The sequence below is a fragment of the Thiomicrospira microaerophila genome (assembly GCF_000934765.1).
In the GTDB taxonomy this organism is placed as follows: Bacteria; Pseudomonadota; Gammaproteobacteria; order Thiomicrospirales; family Thiomicrospiraceae; genus Thiomicrospira; species Thiomicrospira microaerophila.
This window is the reverse complement of record NZ_JYNN01000009.1, coordinates 41,194-61,484: the sequence shown is the minus strand read 5'-3', so window position 1 is coordinate 61,484 and position 20,291 is coordinate 41,194. Positions and strand designations below refer to the sequence as shown.

The 20,291-nt window shown below is 46.1% G+C and carries 19 protein-coding genes; 7 read left to right on the top strand and 12 right to left on the bottom strand.

The window, feature by feature from the left end; translation table 11 throughout:
• Positions 1-71 precede the first annotated feature (71 nt).
• The 5 genes from orn to NA59_RS05225 all read left to right on the top strand — a co-directional run bounded on the left by orn (position 72) and on the right by NA59_RS05225 (position 4,461).
• Positions 72-614 carry an oligoribonuclease gene (gene orn / locus NA59_RS05245; RefSeq protein WP_044409085.1) on the top strand — a complete coding sequence of 181 codons (543 nt, stop codon included), beginning with the start codon at positions 72-74 and terminating at the stop codon, positions 612-614.
• Positions 615-785: 171 nt separating this feature from the next.
• A complete protein-coding gene (locus tag NA59_RS05240; RefSeq protein WP_044409083.1) occupies positions 786-2,483 on the top strand; it encodes an acetolactate synthase 3 large subunit in 1,698 nt (565 codons plus the stop codon).
• Positions 2,484-2,485: 2 nt separating this feature from the next.
• Positions 2,486-2,977, top strand: a complete 492-nt coding sequence (gene ilvN, locus NA59_RS05235) for an acetolactate synthase small subunit (protein WP_044409080.1) — start codon at positions 2,486-2,488, stop codon at positions 2,975-2,977.
• A gap of 141 nt (positions 2,978-3,118) precedes the next feature.
• Positions 3,119-4,135 carry a ketol-acid reductoisomerase gene (gene ilvC / locus NA59_RS05230; RefSeq protein WP_044409077.1) on the top strand — a complete coding sequence of 339 codons (1,017 nt, stop codon included), beginning with the start codon at positions 3,119-3,121 and terminating at the stop codon, positions 4,133-4,135.
• Positions 4,136-4,227: 92 nt separating this feature from the next.
• On the top strand, positions 4,228-4,461 hold the full coding sequence (locus tag NA59_RS05225; protein WP_044409074.1) for a (2Fe-2S)-binding protein: 234 nt from the start codon (positions 4,228-4,230) through the stop codon (positions 4,459-4,461).
• 70 nt (positions 4,462-4,531) lie between these two features.
• Here the strand turns inward: NA59_RS05225 and NA59_RS05220 are convergent, their stop codons facing one another.
• Positions 4,532-6,418, bottom strand: a complete 1,887-nt coding sequence (locus tag NA59_RS05220) for a SurA N-terminal domain-containing protein (protein WP_044409071.1) — start codon at positions 6,416-6,418, stop codon at positions 4,532-4,534.
• Between the two features lie 142 nt (positions 6,419-6,560).
• Between NA59_RS05220 and NA59_RS05215 the strand changes: the two genes are divergently transcribed.
• Positions 6,561-6,923 carry a response regulator gene (locus NA59_RS05215; RefSeq protein ID WP_322785778.1) on the top strand — a complete coding sequence of 121 codons (363 nt, stop codon included), beginning with the start codon at positions 6,561-6,563 and terminating at the stop codon, positions 6,921-6,923.
• A 102-nt stretch (positions 6,924-7,025) separates the two neighbouring features.
• Here the strand turns inward: NA59_RS05215 and NA59_RS05210 are convergent, their stop codons facing one another.
• The 11 genes from NA59_RS05210 to tsaE form a co-directional block, all read right to left on the bottom strand.
• On the bottom strand, positions 7,026-8,345 hold the full coding sequence (locus NA59_RS05210; RefSeq protein WP_044409065.1) for an adenylosuccinate synthase: 1,320 nt from the start codon (positions 8,343-8,345) through the stop codon (positions 7,026-7,028).
• A gap of 18 nt (positions 8,346-8,363) precedes the next feature.
• Positions 8,364-9,536 carry an ATP phosphoribosyltransferase regulatory subunit gene (locus NA59_RS05205; protein WP_044409061.1) on the bottom strand — a complete coding sequence of 391 codons (1,173 nt, stop codon included), beginning with the start codon at positions 9,534-9,536 and terminating at the stop codon, positions 8,364-8,366.
• A 32-nt stretch (positions 9,537-9,568) separates the two neighbouring features.
• Positions 9,569-9,754, bottom strand: a complete 186-nt coding sequence (locus NA59_RS05200) for a DUF2065 domain-containing protein (RefSeq protein ID WP_044409058.1) — start codon at positions 9,752-9,754, stop codon at positions 9,569-9,571.
• Between the two features lie 67 nt (positions 9,755-9,821).
• A complete protein-coding gene (gene hflC, locus NA59_RS05195) occupies positions 9,822-10,676 on the bottom strand; it encodes a protease modulator HflC (RefSeq protein ID WP_044409055.1) in 855 nt (284 codons plus the stop codon).
• 1 nt (position 10,677) lies between these two features.
• The gene (hflK, locus tag NA59_RS05190) at positions 10,678-11,952 is read right to left on the bottom strand and encodes an FtsH protease activity modulator HflK (RefSeq protein WP_044409052.1); all 1,275 of its coding nucleotides are present in this window, start codon (positions 11,950-11,952) and stop codon (positions 10,678-10,680) included.
• Between the two features lie 121 nt (positions 11,953-12,073).
• A complete protein-coding gene (gene hflX / locus NA59_RS05185) occupies positions 12,074-13,369 on the bottom strand; it encodes a ribosome rescue GTPase HflX (RefSeq protein WP_044409049.1) in 1,296 nt (431 codons plus the stop codon).
• Between the two features lie 20 nt (positions 13,370-13,389).
• Positions 13,390-13,656, bottom strand: a complete 267-nt coding sequence (gene hfq / locus NA59_RS05180) for an RNA chaperone Hfq (protein WP_044409046.1) — start codon at positions 13,654-13,656, stop codon at positions 13,390-13,392.
• Between the two features lie 108 nt (positions 13,657-13,764).
• Complete coding sequence (gene miaA, locus NA59_RS05175) at positions 13,765-14,685, bottom strand: tRNA (adenosine(37)-N6)-dimethylallyltransferase MiaA (protein WP_269763832.1); 921 nt, start codon at positions 14,683-14,685, stop codon at positions 13,765-13,767.
• 34 nt (positions 14,686-14,719) lie between these two features.
• Positions 14,720-16,579, bottom strand: a complete 1,860-nt coding sequence (gene mutL, locus NA59_RS05170) for a DNA mismatch repair endonuclease MutL (RefSeq protein WP_044409043.1) — start codon at positions 16,577-16,579, stop codon at positions 14,720-14,722.
• A 76-nt stretch (positions 16,580-16,655) separates the two neighbouring features.
• The gene (locus NA59_RS05165; RefSeq protein ID WP_044409040.1) at positions 16,656-18,392 is read right to left on the bottom strand and encodes an N-acetylmuramoyl-L-alanine amidase; all 1,737 of its coding nucleotides are present in this window, start codon (positions 18,390-18,392) and stop codon (positions 16,656-16,658) included.
• 177 nt (positions 18,393-18,569) lie between these two features.
• On the bottom strand, positions 18,570-19,112 hold the full coding sequence (gene tsaE / locus NA59_RS05160; protein ID WP_044409037.1) for a tRNA (adenosine(37)-N6)-threonylcarbamoyltransferase complex ATPase subunit type 1 TsaE: 543 nt from the start codon (positions 19,110-19,112) through the stop codon (positions 18,570-18,572).
• On the opposite strand from tsaE, the gene queG reads away from it, so the two are divergent.
• Positions 19,095-20,282 (top strand): tRNA epoxyqueuosine(34) reductase QueG, encoded by a 1,188-nt coding sequence (gene queG, locus NA59_RS05155; protein WP_052501474.1) that lies wholly within the window; start codon positions 19,095-19,097, stop codon positions 20,280-20,282. The two genes, tsaE and queG, sit on opposite strands and share 18 nt — an antisense overlap.
• Positions 20,283-20,291: the final 9 nt, after the last annotated feature.

Sequence of the window (20,291 nt, the reverse complement as noted above, 5' to 3'; positions counted from 1 at the left end):
CCTGATTTCGTTTTAAAACGGGGCTAAACCTATTAATATAGGCGCTTATTCTAGTTTAAAAGAGCAATAAAATGAAATCTGACAACAATTTGATTTGGATAGACCTGGAAATGACGGGTCTGGAACCTCGTCATCACACCATTATCGAGATAGCCACTGTCGTGACGGACTCCCAGCTTAATGTATTGGCGCAAGGGCCGGTTTTGGCGATTCATGCCAATGAGGCCGAGCTGGACAAAATGGACAGCTGGTGTGTGGAACATCATGGAAAATCCGGTCTGACCGAACGCGTTCGCCAAAGCACCATCAGCCTGCGTGAAGCTGAACAGCAAACCCTTGCGTTTTTAGGCCAGTTTGTGTCTAAAGGGGCTTCACCGATGTGTGGCAACAGCATTTGCCAAGACCGCCGTTTTTTGGTTGAGGAAATGCCCGAACTTGAGGCTTTTTTCCATTACCGCAACTTGGATGTCAGCACGCTAAAAGAACTCGCTAAACGCTGGGCACCGGATGTCTATAGCGCCCACAAAAAACAAGGGGCACACTTAGCGCTTGATGATATTTTAGAGTCTATTGATGAGCTTAAACATTATCGAGAACATTTGTTTAACCGATAAAAACCTAGTAAAATAGTCAGGTATTACGCATCGTTATCGATCAAAATACAATTTACTATTCTCAAAAGCGTGCTAATTCTATATAATTAGAATCTTTTTCACGATTTTTTTAAAGCAAACCTCATATCGATTTTCGATATAGCGAGGTTTAATAACTGGAGGGCCATTATTGTGGAACTAACTGGTGCCCAAATCTTAATCCATTTTTTGGAGGATGAGGGGGTAGAGCATATATGGGGTTATCCAGGTGGCGCGGCGCTACCCATTTATGACGCCCTAGATACCGATGCCAAGAAATTACAACATATTCTTGTGCGTCACGAACAAGCCGCTGTGCATGCCGCAGACGGTTTCGCACGCTCTACAGGTAAGCCAGGGGTTGTATTGGTGACATCTGGGCCTGGCGCAACCAATACCGTTACAGGTATTGCGACCGCTTATACAGATTCTATTCCGATGATTATTATCACTGGACAAGTCCCAACCAGCATGATTGGTTTGGATGCGTTTCAGGAAGTCGATACCGTCGGCATTACACGCCCAATAGTCAAACACAATTTCTTGGTCAAGGATGTCAAGGACTTGGCAATTACGCTCAAAAAAGCCTTTTACATTGCCACAACCGGCCGACCAGGCCCGGTTGTTATTGACTTTCCCAAAGATGTACAAAACGCCACAAGCCACTATGAATATCCACAAGAAGTTGCGTTACGTTCATACTTACCTGTAGTAAAAGGTCATAGCGGACAAATCAGAAAAGCCGTTGAAATGATGCTCAGCGCTGAACGCCCTATTTTTTACACCGGCGGCGGTGTGGTGCTCGGTGATGGCTCGGAGGAACTCACCAAGCTGGTTAGAAAGCTGGGGTTCCCGATTACCCAAACACTGATGGGGTTAGGAGCCTTCCCTGCAAGCGATCCATTAAGTATTGGCATGCTGGGCATGCATGGCACCTACGAAGCGAATCTCGCGATGCATCATTGTGACGTGCTGATTGCGATTGGCTCACGTTTTGATGATCGTGTGACCGGCAATATCGAAAAGTTCTGTCCAACGGCAAAAATCATTCATGTCGATATTGACCCTGCATCTATTTCTAAAAACGTAGTCGTGGATATTCCGATTGTGGGACCTGTTCAACAGGTGCTACAAGAAATGAATGCGCTGCTTGATAAACAGGCGCAGCAACCGCAAGCAGAAAACACCCAGGCCTGGTGGGCACAAATCGAAGAATGGCGTTCAATGGACTGCCTAAAATTCGATACCAGTGGCACCAAAATCAAACCCCAAGCCGCAGTAAAAGCGGTATGGGAAGTAACCAAGGGTGATGCTTATGTCACTTCTGACGTGGGTCAACATCAAATGTTCGCCGCGCAATACTACACCTTTGACAAGCCACGCCGCTGGATCAACTCGGGCGGTTTGGGTACGATGGGGTTTGGCTTACCTGCGGCCATGGGCGTGCAAATGGCATTTCCGGACGCGACCGTATTGTGCATCACTGGCGAAGGCTCAATTCAGATGAACATTCAAGAACTCTCCACCTGTTTACAGTATGGCTTACCGGTCAAGATTGTCTGCCTAAACAATGGGTTTTTAGGCATGGTACGCCAGTGGCAGGAATTCTTTTATGACCGTCGCTACTCCATGTCCTACATGGACTCCTTGCCTGATTTTGTCAAGCTAGCTGAAGCCTATGGTCATGTAGGGATTCGTATCGATAACCCAGCTACCATGAAGCAACAACTTGAAGAGGCGTTTGCGCTCAAAGACAGGTTTGTGTTTATTGACATCATTACCGATCAGCAAGAAAACGTCTATCCGATGATTCCGGCCGGTGCCGGCCAAAACGAAATGATATTGGTGTAAGCATGAAGCATATAATTTCAATGTTAATCGAAAACGAATCAGGGGCGTTATCTCGGGTAGCGGGGTTATTTTCAGCTAGAGGTTATAACATCCAAGCCTTAACCGTTGCGCCCACTGAAGATGAATCGCTGTCACGTTTAACGCTGGTTACCCTTGGCAATGCCCATCAAATTGAACAGATTGTTAAGCATCTAAACCGCTTAATTGATGTTGTCAAGGTAGTGGATTTAACAGAAGGCGCACACATTGAACGTGAGTTGATGTTAATTAAACTCTCTGCCGTCGGCAATTACCGCGACGAATTTGTTCGCTTAGCGGACATTTTTCGTGGCACGATTGTCGACGTCACCGCGACCACCTACACGGTGCAAATGATTGGTGAAACCCAAAAGCTAGACGCATTTATCGCCGCGATTGACCCGGCTTTTATCCTCGAAACGGTGCGCTCAGGTGCAATGGGGATTATGCGCGGTGAAAAATGTTTGCAAATTTAGCCTGATTTTACAACCAGGCCTGGTGGCTTCTAAAGCAATTAAATTAGGTCTGGGTTATAATTCAACAAATTTTTTTACATGTTTTTAAACAACTTTTAAAACATTTAATTTTTAACTCCTACTAACTTTAAAGGACATTCAATGCAAGTTTATTATGATAAAGATTGTGATCTTTCAATTATCCGTGGTATGAAAGTGGCGATCATCGGCTTTGGCTCACAAGGTCACGCGCACGCGGCTAACCTACAAGATTCGGGGATTGATGTAACCGTTGGCCTACGCCCTGGTTCATCTTCTATCAAAAAAGCCGAAGGTTATGGCTTAAAAACCGCTGACGTGCCTACCGCTGTTGCCGGTGCGGACCTAGTCATGATTCTAACGCCGGATGAATTTCAATCGGTTTTATACAAAGAAGAAATTGAGCCTAACTTAAAAAAAGGTGCGGTCTTAGCCTTTGCTCACGGTTTCGCGATTCTTTATAACCAAGTCGTGCCACGCGCTGACCTAGACGTTATCATGATCGCACCAAAAGCACCAGGCCATACCGTACGTTCTGAGTTTGTAAAAGGCGGCGGTATTCCTGACCTCATCGCGGTTCACCAAGATGTGTCTGGCAAAGCAAAATCTATTGCGATGTCTTATGCGTCTGGCGTGGGCGGTGGTCGTACCGGTATTATCGAAACCTCTTTCCGTGAAGAGTGCGAAACCGACCTATTCGGTGAGCAAGCGGTGCTTTGTGGTGGTGCGGTTGAATTGGTTAAAATGGGCTTTGAAACCTTGGTTGAAGCCGGTTATGCACCAGAGATGGCTTACTTCGAATGTCTACACGAGTTAAAGCTAATCGTTGACTTGATGTACGAAGGCGGTATTGCCAACATGAACTACTCTATCTCGAACAACGCCGAGTATGGTGAGTATGTCACTGGCCCACAGGTTATCAACGAAGAAAGCCGCATGGCAATGCGTGAAGCGCTATACAACATCCAAAACGGTGAGTACGCTAAACGCTTTATCCTAGAAGGCATGACTAACTACCCAGAGATGACTGCTAAGCGTCGTATCAACGCTGAGCACCCAATCGAAGTCGTTGGTGAGCAGCTACGTTCAATGATGCCTTGGATTCAAGCGAACAAAATCATTGATAAAGACAAAAACTAAGAGACAAAAACGACCTCTTAGTCTTTTGCTTAGATTGTTGATAAACCCAGCTTCGGCTGGGTTTTTTGTTTAAACCGACGGTGAATAAAGTGATGGACAACAAACTTCAACAAGCGATTGACCAATTACCCGAAATTCTTAAACGTGATTTAGATGAGAACCTGTGTGTTTGTAATCAAATACCCAAAATCAAGGTCATCGAAGCGATTGTGAATGGTGCCGACGCACTGGAGAAGGTAAGACAACAAACCTTTGCTTCCGATGGCAATGGTTGCTGTAAACTGCAAATTAAACACCTGCTGAATGCACTGGTGGATAAACACTAAAAAGGCGAGCAAGCCATTAGCTTACCCGCCTTATCAATAATCACACAGCAAATCAAGCTTAAGAAGGTTATTACAAGCGATTAAACGCGCTCTTGATATCTATCTTCGCTTGCGCTTTAATCGCGGCTAAGCGTGCTTCGATTTCAGCTGTAAGATAGATGCCGGTTAAGGCTTGCTCTAGCTCAGCAACTTGCGAGCGACGCGACTCATCCTCAACCACATCTACCTGACTGACACGCACCAATACCGTGTCACCCATTGGGGTTTGGGCACGCGCCCAGGTTACTTGGTCTAGTTGAGGCTTTTTCGCTTTAAACGCGGCCGCGCTAATTTGAGGCAACAACGTGTCTGTTTGACGTTCTATCCAGCCAACAGTATGCCACTCTACACCTTTGCGATCAATTTTAGATGGATCTGCGCCCGCTTCAATCTCCGCCATCACTTGATCCGCGAGTTCGGCTGATTTTGCCACCGCCGCTTCACGCATCAGACGCGTAGCAATTTGCGGCTCAACCGATTCAAATGTATCTAAAAACGCTGGATTATATTCATTGATACGCACCACCATCGCGGTACCCGAATCAAGTTCAATCACCGCCGAATTTAACCGTGCGTTTAATACATCATCAGAAAAAACCGCATCCAATACTCGGCGTTGGCTAAACCAACTTGGCCCACCATCGCGACCAAACGCGGCTGATGTTTGAATTTCTCCTGTCACTAAACGCACAAGTGGCTCTAGGCTGTCGGGCTGCTCATAAGCCAGTGTATTCACCGATTCAACCAGATTATAGTATTCCGCCTCGGCTTTTTCTAAGCGTAACTGACTAGCGACTTCGGACTCAACATCCTCATACGCTAATATTTGAGGTTGACGAATATCCGTTAAATGAATCAAGTGCCAACCAAAGTCAGTTTGAATCACATCACTGATTTGATTTTTCGCCATAGAGAACACCGCTTGATCAAATTCAGGCACCATCATCCCCGTTTCAAAATAATCTAAATCGCCACCATTCATGGCCGAACCGGGGTCTTGCGAATATTCTTGAGCCAACGCAGCAAACGCTACCCCTTCGGCAAGCTTCGCTTGGATTTCAGCTATTTTTGCCAGGGCTTCATCTTGTTCACCACGAATTAATATATGACTCGCACGACGCATTTCAGGTTGCGTAAACTGCCCGATGTTGAGCTGATAAAAATCACGCTTTTGCGTTTCTGTCACCTCAATATCACCGACCAAATCGCGTACAGAGAAGGTAAGGTAGTCGACCACCACTTTCTCTGGCACCAAAAATAGTTCTTGATTTTTTTGATAAAAATCACGCTTTTGTGCTTCGTCAATCTCGATTTGATCATTAAAAATACGTTGATCTAAACGCAGATAATCCACATAGCGACGTTGGTTTTGCAGCTGATACAAGGTTTCCAGCTCACCTGCGGTAACAAACATGGAGCCTGCTGTTAAATTACGATATTGCTCCTCAAGGAGAAACTGGCGCTGCTCTGTTTCAAACCCTGCAATAGATAACCCATTGCGCATTAACAGCTCTTCATAAACCCTTTGCGAAAAACGGCCATCCTCATAAAACACATCGGCGTTTTGAATTACAGCCGCAAGCTGACCATCTGAAATAATAAGGCCGTTTTTTTGCGCCCATTGTTTAATAATCCGACTTTCAATCAGCGCATCAAGCACTTGCTTGCGAAGCACATCATCTTCAACGATTTGATCAAACATATCACCAAACTGTTGCTGCATTCGCATTCTTTGGCGGTTGTACATTTGCATAAACTCAGTCGCGCTAATCGCCTCGCCATTTACCTCCGCAACGACGACAGTTCGATCACCGGTTGCATACTGATCAATACCCCAAAGTGCAAACGGTACAATTAATACAATAACAATCGCCCATGCCACCCAGCCCTGAACCTTTTCACGAATAGCTAATAACATTCAATACCCTTTTATCAAAATTATTTAATCGCGTTATGATACCAAGCTGTTAGAACGAATGCAGAAATTTTTAATTTAGTTCAAGAAATAGACCCAAATTCGCTTAAAATAAGTCAACTTATTTCTAATTAAATTGAGTAAAATGATGAAAAAAATTCTCTATGTAGATGATGCTAACTCACTTAGACAGCTTGTCGAGATGGTATTAGGCAAGACTTATGCCTTGCAAATCACTGAAAACGGCGCACTTGGTCTTGAAAGGGCGAAAGCAGAACAGTTTGATTTAATTATCTCAGATGTCAATATGCCTGTAATGAATGGCCTTGAAATGCTCGAGGCCATTCGAGGGTTGGACAACTATAGATACACGCCAGTGCTGATGCTTACCACCGAAGCCAGCACGGAAATGAAAGAAAAAGGCAAGGCATTAGGTGCAACAGGCTGGATCATAAAGCCATTTGATCCAGACAAACTAACAAAGCTAGTTGAGCGCGTACTCGGCTAGACAACTAGACGTATCCTACCAGGCCTGGTTGATTGTGTCTTAACAAGAAAATCAGGGCAAGGTGGATACGCACAGCGCTCCAGCTTGCTACATCGTCATAAGTTATGCAAATGGGTCTTGTAACACGAGTGTTTCAGCACGATCGGGTCCAGTTGACAGGATAGCCACAGGTACACCAACCCACTTTTCAATATACTGAATATACGCCTTCGCATTCTCAGGTAACTTTTCCCAACTATCTGCACCGACTGTTGAAGACTGCCAACCGGGTAGTGTTTCGTATACAGGAACACACTGCGCATACTCATCCGCACTGGCTGGCGGCAAATCGATAATTTGACCTTGATACTGATAACCGGTACAGACTTTAATCTCGGCGAGTTCATCCATGACATCAAGCTTGGTCAAGCACAAGCCTGTCAAACTGTTGATTTGCGCCGCACGGCGCATGGCGACAGTGTCAAACCAGCCACAACGACGCTGGCGTCCAGTGGTGGCACCAAATTCAAAACCACGTTGACCCAACTCCTTACCAATCGGATCTCCCTCATCCTCCGCTACACTATAAACCAGCTCGGTTGGGAAAGGCCCCCCGCCTACTCGCGTAGTATAGGCCTTGGTAATACCGAGCACATAATCCAAGTGACAAGGTCCAATACCTGCGCCTGAAGACGCCCCACCTGCGGTCGTGTTGGACGAGGTAACATACGGATAAGTACCGTGATCTATATCAAGCAAAGTACCTTGCGCGCCTTCAAACAAAATACTTTTTCCTTCGCGATTATACTGGGAAATCAATGCAGGAATATCGGCTAACATCGGCACAATTAACTTTGCATAATCCTGACATTTTTGCCAAAGCTGATCAAAATCAACAGGCTCAACCTTATAATAATGTGTTAGAAAATAATTATGATATTCCAATGTTTCAGCGAGAGTTTGCTTGAATTGCACAAGATTTTTTAAGTCACCGGCGCGTAATCCGCGACGCGCGACCTTATCTTCATAAGCCGGCCCGATACCACGTCCGGTGGTACCAATCGCTTTATTACCTCGTGCTATTTCACGCGCTTGATCCAGTGCAACATGGTAATCAAGGATGAGTGGGCAGGCTTCGCTAATTTTTAAACGCGATTGAACAGATACACCATTCGCTTCTAACTGCATCACTTCTTTTTGCAATGCATCCGGCGCTAACACGACACCATTCCCAATAAAACATTCGACATGATCACGTAAAATACCCGAAGGAATTAAATGCAAAACTGTTTTTTTCCCTTCAATCACTAGCGTATGACCCGCATTGTGTCCGCCTTGAAAGCGCACCACGGCCGCGACACGATCGGTCAACAAATCCACAATTTTACCTTTACCCTCATCACCCCATTGAGAGCCTACCACCACAAGATTACGTTTAGACATATTATTTTCTTCTTTGACTTAGTGAGTTTTAACTGTCCAACAGCCGTTTTGTTCGATTAAAACCGCTGCATTAGCTGGTAACGTTTCACCCTCGTAAAAACGCACCACTTGCAAACCTTCTACTCTTAGTTTGTTTATTGTTTCATAGAGTGCCGCGTCTTGGTTCATTGGTGCAAAAACACGACGCAATGCGACACCAGAGAGCGACAAATGATCTAATAAACTACGCAAATCAATGCTAAAACCCGTTGCAGGATGCGCTTCTCCAAAAGCCGCACAGACCTGATCATAACGGCCGCCTTTTGCAATGATCACAGCCGTATCTGTTACGGTATAGCAAGCAAAAATAACTCCGGTATGGTATTGAAAACCACGCAGATCACTTAAATCTAAATGCGGTTCAATCTGCTGCGTGGTCATTAAATAAGCCGTCAGGGTTTCCAGGTTGGTTAGCGCCTGTTCAAGCTCGCTATTAAGCCCACTAAACAGTGGCTTGGCCTTGGTAATGACTTGCTCAGCAGATCCACACAATTCAGGCAGTACTTGAAACGCATTTAAGAATTGACCAAGCTTATCCCCTTGACCCTCTAACCAAGACTGATACTCTGGCAAGGCTTTGCGTTTGAGAATATCAACCAATTCAAGCTGTTCAGCGTCTGATAAACTCGCCAATGTCATCAATTGCTGAACAATTCCTACATGGCCTAAGCTCATTTGCAAGTTAGGGAGATTCATCAGTCGTGCGCAATTGAGCATCATGTCGATAATTTCAATGTCACTCTCAACACCGCTGTGACCAAATAACTCGGCCCCTAACTGTATGGGGCTTCGCGAACCTTTTGCCTTATTGTTACGCGACTTTAAGACCTCGCCGACATAGCATAGACGCAAAATACCGGTTGGTTTAATGCGATTACTGACAATCCGCGCTACCTGAGGCGTCATGTCGGCACGCACGCCCATCATTCGCCCAGTTTCATAATCGGTAAAACGACAGGTATCTAACGCTAACTTACGACCGGTACCGGTTAATAACGAATCAGTAAACTCAGCAATCGGCGGCAATACTTGCTGATAGCCTGATAGCTTAAGTGCATTGAGTAAGCCTTGGCGATAAAATTCAAGCTTTTCAGCTTGCTCAGGAAGAAGGTCTTCAATACCTTCAGGTGTAAACCATATGTCTTGTTGCATTACACTCATCTTTTTGTCAAAGAGCCTTGGGACTAAGCCCAAAGCCATAGGATAATCAGACCTATCATCAAGCTCGCTAATCCGGTTAATCGTAAATGATTTTCTGGGAGTTGGCTGGCTTGTGACATGATCCTTTGCCAAAATTTAGGAAATAAAAACGGCAAAAGGCCTTCAAAAATAAAGACCAATGCAATCGCTGTAATCAGTACCGTTTCCAATCGTGTTTATCTTTTCCAAATTTACCATAAAAAAGGTGGGTTGCCCCACCTTTGATTCAAAACCCAATTAACGCGTTGGATTAAAGTGTTTAAAGAAGTCTGTGTTTGGATCAAGGATAATCATATCAGACTTACTTGAAAACGATTGCTGATAAGCATTTAAACTTTGATAAAAAGAAAAGAACTCTTTATCTACATTATAAGCTTCAGCGAAGATGCTGGCGGCTTGAGCATCGCCCTGACCGCGCGTTTCTTCTGCTTCACGGAAAGCATTTGCAATCGTGACGGTACGCTGTCTATCCGCATCGGCACGGATACGCTCTGCTGCTTCCCCGCCTAATGAGCGTAAATCAGAAGCAACACGTTGACGCTCTGCTTCCATACGACGATAAACCGATTCACTGATATCACGTGGAAGGTCAATTCGCTTCAAACGCACATCCACAATTTCAATACCAAACTGCGCCGCTTCGCGCCCAGCTTGACGAGTTATAATCTGTGCCACTTCTACACGATCACCTGAAATAACATCCTCAACGGTACGACTACCGAACTGTGAACGTAAGCCATCTTTGATGATTTGCGATAAACGTTGGTTGGCTAGATTGTAATCCCCCCCCATCGATGTATAGAAACGTTCGGCGTTTTGTACGCGCCATTTTACATACGAATCGACTTCAAGGTTTTTCAGCTCACCGGTTAGGTATCTTTCTGGCGTCGCATCCATCGTTTGAATACGTTGATCAAACATTCTGACATTGTTGATAAACGGTGTTTTTAAATGCAGGCCTGGTTGTAAATCTGACTTTACAATTTCCCCTAAACGAAACACCACCCCTGTTTCAGCCTCTTTCACTACAAACAATGAGTTTGTGCCGATAAACAGCACGGCGGCTACAAATATTCCTATAAACGCTTTCATATTAACGTATCTCCCTATTGCTTAAGAAGTCGCGAATGTTAGTTTGTGGTTGTGACCCGTCTGCCGGTGCCACTCTGGATGTTGAAGCACCACTATTCACTCTTGACCCTGTCGCCGATGGTGCCGGTGTTTGACCCAGATTAGCATTGAACGGTACATTGGCTTGTGCCCCACCCATCATCTTATCCAAAGGTAAGTACATCAGATTGTTTGAATTTTCAGCCCCCATTAAAACTTTACTGGTATTCGAAAGCACATTGGTCATCGCCTCAAGATACAAGCGTTCACGCATGATTTCAGGTGCTTTTTGATACTCGGTCACCACACTGGTAAAACGGCTAGCTTGACCTTGTGCTTGGGCAACCACTTGATCACGATAAGCGCGCGCTTCTTCTACAATACGTGCGGCTTGACCACGGGCTTCCGGCAAAATACGGTTAGAGTAGGCTTCGGCTTCATTGATTAAACGCTCTCTATCCTCACGCGCCTTGACCACATCGGCAAATGCAGACTGTACCTGCTCAGGTGGCTGAGCATCCTGCAGGTTCACGGTGGTAATAAACAAACCCGCCTGATAGGAATCAAGATTTTTCTGTGTAAGCTCACGCACCATGGCAACCACTTCGTTACGCCCCTGGGTTAACACATAATCCATTGTGTTTTTACCGACAATCTCACGAATCGCACTTTCTGATGCCATTCTTAAGGTGGCATCCGGGTCGCGCACATTAAACAAATACTCTGCCGCTGAGCTAACTCGATATTGAACCGCAATACGGATATCAACAATATTCTCGTCACGCGTCAACATCAACGATTCGGCTAGCACACTGCCTGAACGATTTTGTGCATCGGAACGATAACCAATTTCAGCGGTACGAATCCGATCCACATTAACTTTTTGTACGGATTCAATCGGATAAGGTATATGCCAATGTGGCCCTGGGCCCGTTTCTTGCACATAACCCCCAAAGCGGGTCACGACACCACGCTCAGCGGTATCCACAATATAAATACCGGATAACAACCAAACCACTAGCACAATCAAAAATATTGCGCCTATGCCCTTGTTGCCAATCCCACCACTAAATTTATTGCCCGCACCGCCAAACATTTGCTGCGCTTTTTGCAACAACTCGTCTAAATCTTGATCCTTGCGTTTCTTTGGTCCTCTTGGGCCTCTCGGCTCGCTTGGTCCATCGTTGCGTCCAGAATTCCCACCAGAGCCATTTCCCCATGGGTCTTGTCCAGGTTTTCCCGGTTCATTCCAAGCCATATTTATCTCCAAATAATAAGGTCGAACTATTTTAGGGTGTTAGACTTTAATTGTCATCCCTATTAATTAATTTTATAGCGTTGTACTGCTCTAACTGCAGATTAATTGTGCAGTTAGTCCGCTATAAGGATTCAATACTGATCAACTCAGGCCAGGCTTTCACCTGCTCCCACTGTTGCCGTGTTAATGTCATTTTTACAAGCATGTGTCCTTGCTCATCAAAGGTTTCTTCATCGACTTTACCTAACGCATAAAGCTGCGCACGCTGCTGCCCTGCACTTGAGGGTAGCCCAACGCTTGCCTTAACAAACTGACCCTTAAAAAAAGAGGCCATCGCATCTTTTAACTCATCAATACCCTGGTTTAACTTCGCAGACAACCAAACGCGTTGTGGTATACCTTGATCATCAAAATCGACTTTAGATTCAATTGCAGGATCCAGGCAGTCAATTTTGTTGAACACCAAAAGTTGCGGCACATCTTGCGCCCCGACTTCTTCGATAACCTTTTGCACTTCAAACATCTTCTCTTCACGCAAGGGATCACTCGCATCTACGAGATGAATCAATAATTGCGCTTCACTGGTTTCTTCAAGCGTTGAACGGAAGGCGACAACTAAATCATGTGGAATATGGCGAATAAATCCAACGGTATCAGCCAATATGACCTTGCCCGCGCCAGGCAAATGTACACTGCGCAGAGTCGCATCTAGAGTGGCGAACAACCGGTCTTCGGCATACACCTCCGCTGTTGTCATTTGATTAAATAGCGTGGACTTACCCGCGTTAGTGTAACCTACAATCGTGACCGTTGGCACATCCGATTTTTTTCGACTTCTGCGCCCTAGCGCACGTTGCTGGCGTACTTTATCAATACGTTTAAGCAATTGCTTGATACGCTCTTGAAGTAAGCGACGATCGGACTCGAGTTGGGTTTCGCCCGGTCCACGCATACCAATCCCGCCCTTTTGACGCTCAAGATGGGTCCAGCCGCGAACGAGTCGTGTTGACATGTGACGCAACTGGGCAAGTTCAACCTGTAACTTGCCCTCGTGCGAACGCGCACGCTGAGCAAAGATATCGAGAATTAAACCTACTCGGTCAATCACACGACACTGGGCCAGACGCTCAAGGTTGCGCTCTTGTGCCGGCGTCAGTGCGTGATTAACAATCACCACATCCGCTTGGTGCAACTTAACAGCATCGGCAATATCCTGTGCCTTACCACTGCCGACAAAGTACTTGGCATCAGGACTACTGCGTTTAGTCGTAATCAGTTCACCAATTTCTGCACCCGCTGAATCGACTAATTCATAAAACTCCGCTAAATCTTCACGATTATCTTCACTTTCAAAATCAACGTGTACCAATACCGCACGGTCAAGCGCTTTACGCTCGATACGACCAAATAATTCCATGAATTCAATACGCCTAAAATTTAATCACTGTCTTTTTCTGTGTCAGACGCGCCAAATTCAAATGCTTTTGGATCACGCATCGGCACGATTGTTGAAATAGCATGCTTGTAAACCATTTGCGTGACGTTGCTGCGTAAAAGCACAACAAATTGATCAAATGAGTCCACACGACCTTGTAGCTTAACACCATTTACTAAATAGATGGATACATTAATACGCTCTTTGCGCAGGGCGTTTAAATAGGGGTCTTGAATTGGCAGCGCCTTTGCTGGTTTGGCTTTTTCCATTTTACTTTCCTTATTATTCTAATGGTATTTTATAGCGAAAGATGGTGGGGCAAAGCCCACGAAGTCAAAAGCATAACATAGCCATGATTTTGATGTTTAATATTTTTTCTACTCCCCTAGGTTTAACAGGGATTCGATTGTTGCGAGTTGCTGGGCTTGTGACAATACAAACGGGTCAATGACCACGACATCTTGCTCTTTTCTTAACCAGGTCAACTGACGTTTAGCTAATTGACGCGTAGCAACCAGTGACTTCTCGAAGGCCGTGCGCTGATCATACTCACCCCTTAAATAGTCCCACACTTGACGGTAACCAACGCAACGAATAGAAGGCAAGTCGGCATGCAAACCAGGCTGGCTGTACAACAACGCGACCTCATTAATAAAGTCCTGCGCAAACATCTGCTCAAGGCGCTGAGCGATTCGCTGATGCAAACGCTGACGGTCCTGCGGAATCAATGCCAGCTTACAAAGCTTCACATCCCAGCCCGCTTTAACCTGCCTAGCTTGCAGGACAGACAGCGGCTCACCGGTCAGGTGATAGATCTCCAATGCTCGAATCAAACGCTGTGGGTCATTTGCATGAATACGCTGCGCCGATTGCGGATCAACGCATGCAAGGCGATCATGCATCGCTTGTGAATCCCGCTGATAATCCAACATCAACCTCGCCCGAAGCGCATCATCGGCTGAAGGCAAATCCGCCAGCCCCTGTTGCAAAGCGTGAAAGTACATCATCGTCCCACCCACCAAGACAGGCAAACGCCCGCGCTGATGAATCTGTGCGACCAACGCTTTACAATCAGCCACAAAATCAGCGGCCGAGTAACGTTGATCCGGATCAAGGATATCGATCAAATGGTGCGGCACTTGCACTAACTCTTGCTCACTCGGCTTCGCCGTGCCGATATCCATTCCTCGATAAATCAGCGCCGAATCGACACTGATTATTTCTAGGGGATAACGTTGCGCCAATGCCAACGCCAAACCCGTTTTACCACTCGCTGTTGGCCCCATAATAGCCAACACCTTTTTATCCTTGACCCACTGAGAAAAATCCACTTTATTGCCCTCGCATGAATAAGCTATCTAACTGCTTCATCGACAAGCCGACCCAGGTCGGTCGACCATGATTACATTGCGACGAAGCAGGCGTTTGCTCCATATCACGTAATAGTTGATTCATCTCAGCCAAACTTAGTTGACGATGAGCGCGCACAGCACCATGACATGCCATTGTTGAAAGCCGCGCGTTGATCTGTGATTCAATCCGCTCACTGTCTTGATGCTGTCGCCAATCTGCCAATACGTCTTTAATTAATTGTGCAATATCGGCCTTAGCCAATAAGGTAGGCACAGCGCTGACTTTTAACTGCTGTGGGCCAAGTGCTTCCAGCTCAAACCCGAGCTTTTCCAACCAGGCCTGATGCGTTTCCCAGGCGCGCATATCGGCGAGGTCAAGTGTTAAACTAATTGGCACCAACAAAGGTTGCGCAATCAAACGCTGATTTTGCCATTGTGTTTTCATACGCTCATACACGATACGCTCATGTGCGGCATGCATATCAACCAACACCAAGCCCTGCTCATTTTCAGCCAGAATATACACACCATGCAGTTGCATCTTTGCAAAACCTAATGGCGGAATAGCATTTGATGTTGACGCTAAGCGCGTATCCGAGCCATCCGCATACGCCTGCAACAAAGGCTCATTAATGCTTGGCACATCGGACAAGGGTAGTTCAACGGGCTGCTGAAAGGCAAAAAATGCCTGAGACTCACGCGGTGATGGCTTATGCGGCGCCAGAAACGAGGTCGAAACCGACTTACCCTGCCTATGTTGATCCGGCCGTTCAAACACCGATGCCGGGCTTTCACGCATGGCATCGGCTTGTGTAATTGGGCGCGCGACCACATCGCGCACCGAACGACGAATAAAGTCATACACAAAGCGACTATCCGCAAAGCGCACTTCATATTTTGCAGGATGTACGTTCACATCCACCTTCTCAAAGGGTAAACTCAAAAACAGCACATAGGCGGGATGGCGTCCATTATAGAGCACATCGGCATAGGCTTGCTTTAAAGCATGGAATAATAAGCGATCTCGTACAATCCGCCCATTCACAAAGATATATTGCATATCGTTTTGCGAGCGATTAAACGTCGGTAACGCTAACCAGCCTTCCAGCTTTACATCTTGCGCCTCAAACTCAACATGCATACTCTGTGTAACAAAATCATCACCCAGCAATCGCCCCAGTCTTTTTATCTGCGCCTCACGGGTGACCGCCGCCTCAACCTGACGCACCGTTTTATGATTATGCACCAACTGTATAGCAACTTCCATTCGACTCAACATCGCACGCCTAACCAGCTCATCAATATGATTAAACTCGGTGCGCGGCGCACGCAAAAACTTTTTACGTGCTGGTGTGTTAAAAAAGAGATCGTCGACTTTGACGCGTGTACCGAGTTTACCCGCAACAGGTTCTAAGGCTGACCAGCGCTCACCACTATCAGACTTAATGCGCCAAGCATTCGCACTCACATCTTGACGACTGATTAATTCAAAACGTGAAACCGAGCTAATACTGGCCAAGGCTTCGCCACGAAAGCCTAAGCTTGCCACCGCACTCAACTCTTGATAACAAGTGATCTTACTGGTTGCATGCCGGCTAACAGCAAGCAACATTTGATCGGCTGCAATGCCCTTGCCGTTATCGGTTACCTGGATAGACTTTTCGCCGCCCTCCTCAACCGCAATTAAAATCTCTGTTGCACCGGAGTCCAAGGCATTTTCCAACAACTCCTTAACAACAGACACAGGCCGTTCGACCACTTCACCTGCCGCAATTTGGTTAGCTAGCGCTTCGGATAAACGTTGAATAGGGCGCGTTGGTAATACAGAATTTAAAGACATAGAACCCAGCTAGTTAAAGTAAAAGAGGCGCTATTTTATCAAAGCATGTTGCTTTTGGTGAACCTAATCCCATTGATTAGCGCGCAGCAACCGTTAGCAAACTCTGTTTAACCGGTATCTTCAACTCACGTCCAACATACAACTGATTAGGATTGCGAAGATTATTCGCCTCCATTAATGCCTTCACGGAGACCTTATTCTCTAGCGCAATCGCCGATAAGGTATCACCTGGCTTGACCTTGTATATTTTTTCATACTGCACCATCATTTTCTCAGTCACCGGCACGCGCAACTGTCTACCAACGTGCAACTGATTAGGATTGGTCATATTATTGAGCCGCATTAACTCTCGCATTGACACACCATAAGACTGTGCAATATCCGACAGCGTGTCGCCGCGGCGCACATCGACATTGACATACAAGGTCTCACCCCAACGTGGTGCATGACCGGTTCGCTCAATAAATGTAGCTAACCCTTGTGTAACACTCTGCGCAAAGGTTTGATGAAACACCGGATCTTGCAAGCGTTTTTCCTCATAAGGGTTAGAGATAAACGCGGCCTCTACTAACATCGAGGGCATATCAATTGAGCGCAAAACAGCAAACTCCGCCGATTGCACCGTGGTTTTATGCAATGTCAAATTATTAGACTCCATCTGCGCTAACACTGTCGAACCAAGCTTTCGACTCGCACGCAAGTTCGCTTCACGCGTTAAATCTGTTAACACCGTTGCCACATCGACATCGCGCCCAGCAAGTTGCACTACACCCAACGCCGCGTTTTCACGTTGCGCCAATTTTCGTGCCATGACACTACTCGCGCCTCGGTTAGATAACACATAAATAGAGCCGCCTCTTGGTGAACTGCTAGAGTAGGCATCCGCATGCACTGAAATAAAAATATCAGCATTATGACGCCTTGCGATCGCAATACGTTCTTGCAAATTTAAATACACATCCGTGTCACGCGTCAAGATCGCACGCATATTGGGCTGCGCATCGATTTCTTGCTTTAATCTTTTCGATAAAGCCAATACCACGTCTTTTTCATATACACCTGTTGGGCCAATGGCACCGACATCACGCCCACCGTGTCCAGGGTCAATCGCAATAATAAAAGACTTATCGGCGATAAAATCGCGGTTTGCATCCAACATCGACTCGGTTGTTTTATTTTTTACTGACTTGGTCGGCATCACGGACGCGGGCGCAGACGCTTTAGCTTGCACCAACTCCCTAACCGGTGCGGGTGAGGAAGCAGGAGCTGGCGCAGCTGGCGCCACAGGCTCCGCGCGTGCCGTCACAACAACAGAGCGCTGTGACTTCGGTGCCGATTCGGCCGCCTGTGCAGTACGCGCCCCTTGCACTGGCGCTTGACCTGGCTGGGCTTGTGCTAACATCGGCTGTGTTAAATCAATCACTAAACGCTCTGGCCTATGGCCATTTTTAGCCAAGGTAAAATAACGGTATTGATAAGCCGCGCGCAAATCCAACACGACGCGGGTTCGATGCTGATCCGTTGACAGCCGAATACCCGCAAGACGGGGATCTTGAAAAAACTGATTTCTAAACGATACAGTGTTTCGTGCATTATAAAAATCTACCACTAATCGCTCAGGGTTAGACAAGCGCTGCACTTCAAAACGATCATTATTTTTAATTTCAAAAACAATGCGCGTTTGATCGGGTGTTTGCCCTAAGCGAATGCTTGACAACTCCGCATTAGAAGCCAATGCATACTGACCGACCAACAAGAGCAAGGCCACGGATAGAATGCGAAAATAGTGAACAAATGAAAATACGGGACTCATAGCCTGTTCCACTTTTTATAAGTGAGTTTATGACGCTGTGTATACACATACCCAGGAGCCTGTCAAACCCCGGGCCGTTACAAGCGGCTTTTGATTCAATTGTAGAACATTACCAGCCCTGTTTGCAAGAAAATTTTATTCAATCACAACAACTTGCAAAAACATTCTAGAAACTTTCTAAGCTAGATTTGTTTCAGAATGACGCGCGCCATCCACCTCTGCACAACACGTGGACAGCACCGACCCCAATGTTTTGGCATGCGCCGATAAAGCCGTCAATGTCAACACCCTTCCCGAGCCACTCGGTTCGATACATAATAAAATATCGGCCGATGGCAAAAAACCTTGAGCCTTATTTGGCCACTCAACCAATAAAAGATGCGGCGCAGACAAGAGATCACGTACCCCTAGATAGGCCAACTCTTCCGGTTCAGCTAAACGATATAAATCCAGGTGATAAATGGTCACACCCTGAGCAGGATAAGCCTCAATTAAGGTATAGGTTGGGCTTTTTACACGCTGATTTGGCAAAAATGTTTGAATAAACGCACGCGACAAACAGGTCTTCCCCATCCCTAAATTACCTTGCAAATAAACAACCAGGCCTGGCTGAAATAAAGCGAGGGTTTGAACAGCTTGCGCAAACCTTTTCCCAAATAAAATAGTTGCATCTTCATCTAGCAAGCACCAAGATTTGCTAAAATGCTGTTCATGACACATTTACCTTCTCCTTATTCCAAAAATTTGCTCAGTCAAAAAATTAAGCAATGGGCTCACACATTGGGTTTTGCCGACTGCGGCATCACACACACCGATCTCAGTGCTTATGAAGCCGGTTATTTTAACTGGCTCAGTCAAGAGTTTCACGGTGAAATGCACTATATGCAAGCGCACGGCACCAAACGTACACGGCCTAATGAGCTAATCCCTGGCACACACAGCGTGATTAGCCTTCGAATGAACTACCTAGAGCCGACAGCACACTCCCCCCTTGAGCCGCTTCATACGAACGAGAAAGCCTATATTTCAAGGTATGCACTCGGACGTGATTACCACAAGGTGATACGTCAAAACCTAAAACACCTCATCCATTCAATTCAACGTGAAGTGCCCGAGGCCACGTGCCGTGCGTTTGTCGACAGCGCACCGGTCTTAGAACGCCCACTCGCTGAGCAAGCGGGACTCGGCTTTATTGGCAAGAATAGTTTAATCATTCACCCCAGAGCAGGCTCATGGTTTTTTCTGGCAGAGATTTATACAAATCTTAAACTAGAACAAGATAGTGCATTTGAAAAACAAGGCTGCGGGCCTTGTCGCGCCTGCATTGAGGAATGCCCAACACAAGCGATTGTCGCTGACGGCATCGTCGATGCACGACGTTGCATTTCTTACTTAACAATTGAAAATAAAGGCCCGATTCCTATTGCGTTTAGACAGGCCATCGGTAATCGAATTTATGGTTGCGATGACTGTCAGTTGGTTTGCCCGTGGAATCGATTCAGTCAACCCAATCAACAACCCGACTTCAAACCCCGACATCAACTAGACAACATCAGCCTAATTGAATTATTAGACTGGAATGAAACACAGTTCAACCAACGCTTTGAAGGCTCTCCTATACGTCGAATAGGCTACCCTAGCTGGGTGAGAAACCTCGCTATCGCATTGGGCAACAGCCAAGCAGAACCAAACAAAATTAACTTACTTGAGCAAAAAAAAGGCATCAATGCCCTCGTTGACGAACACCTTGCATGGGCCATTGAGCAGCAAACACAAAAACAGCCGCCGGCCCCTATTCAGCCACGCAACCTCGCCTTTGATACGGCAACAATCAAGCCCTTCAAAGTAAAAAAATACTACCTACCCAAATCTAATCCAACGCATAGGTAACCCGGATGT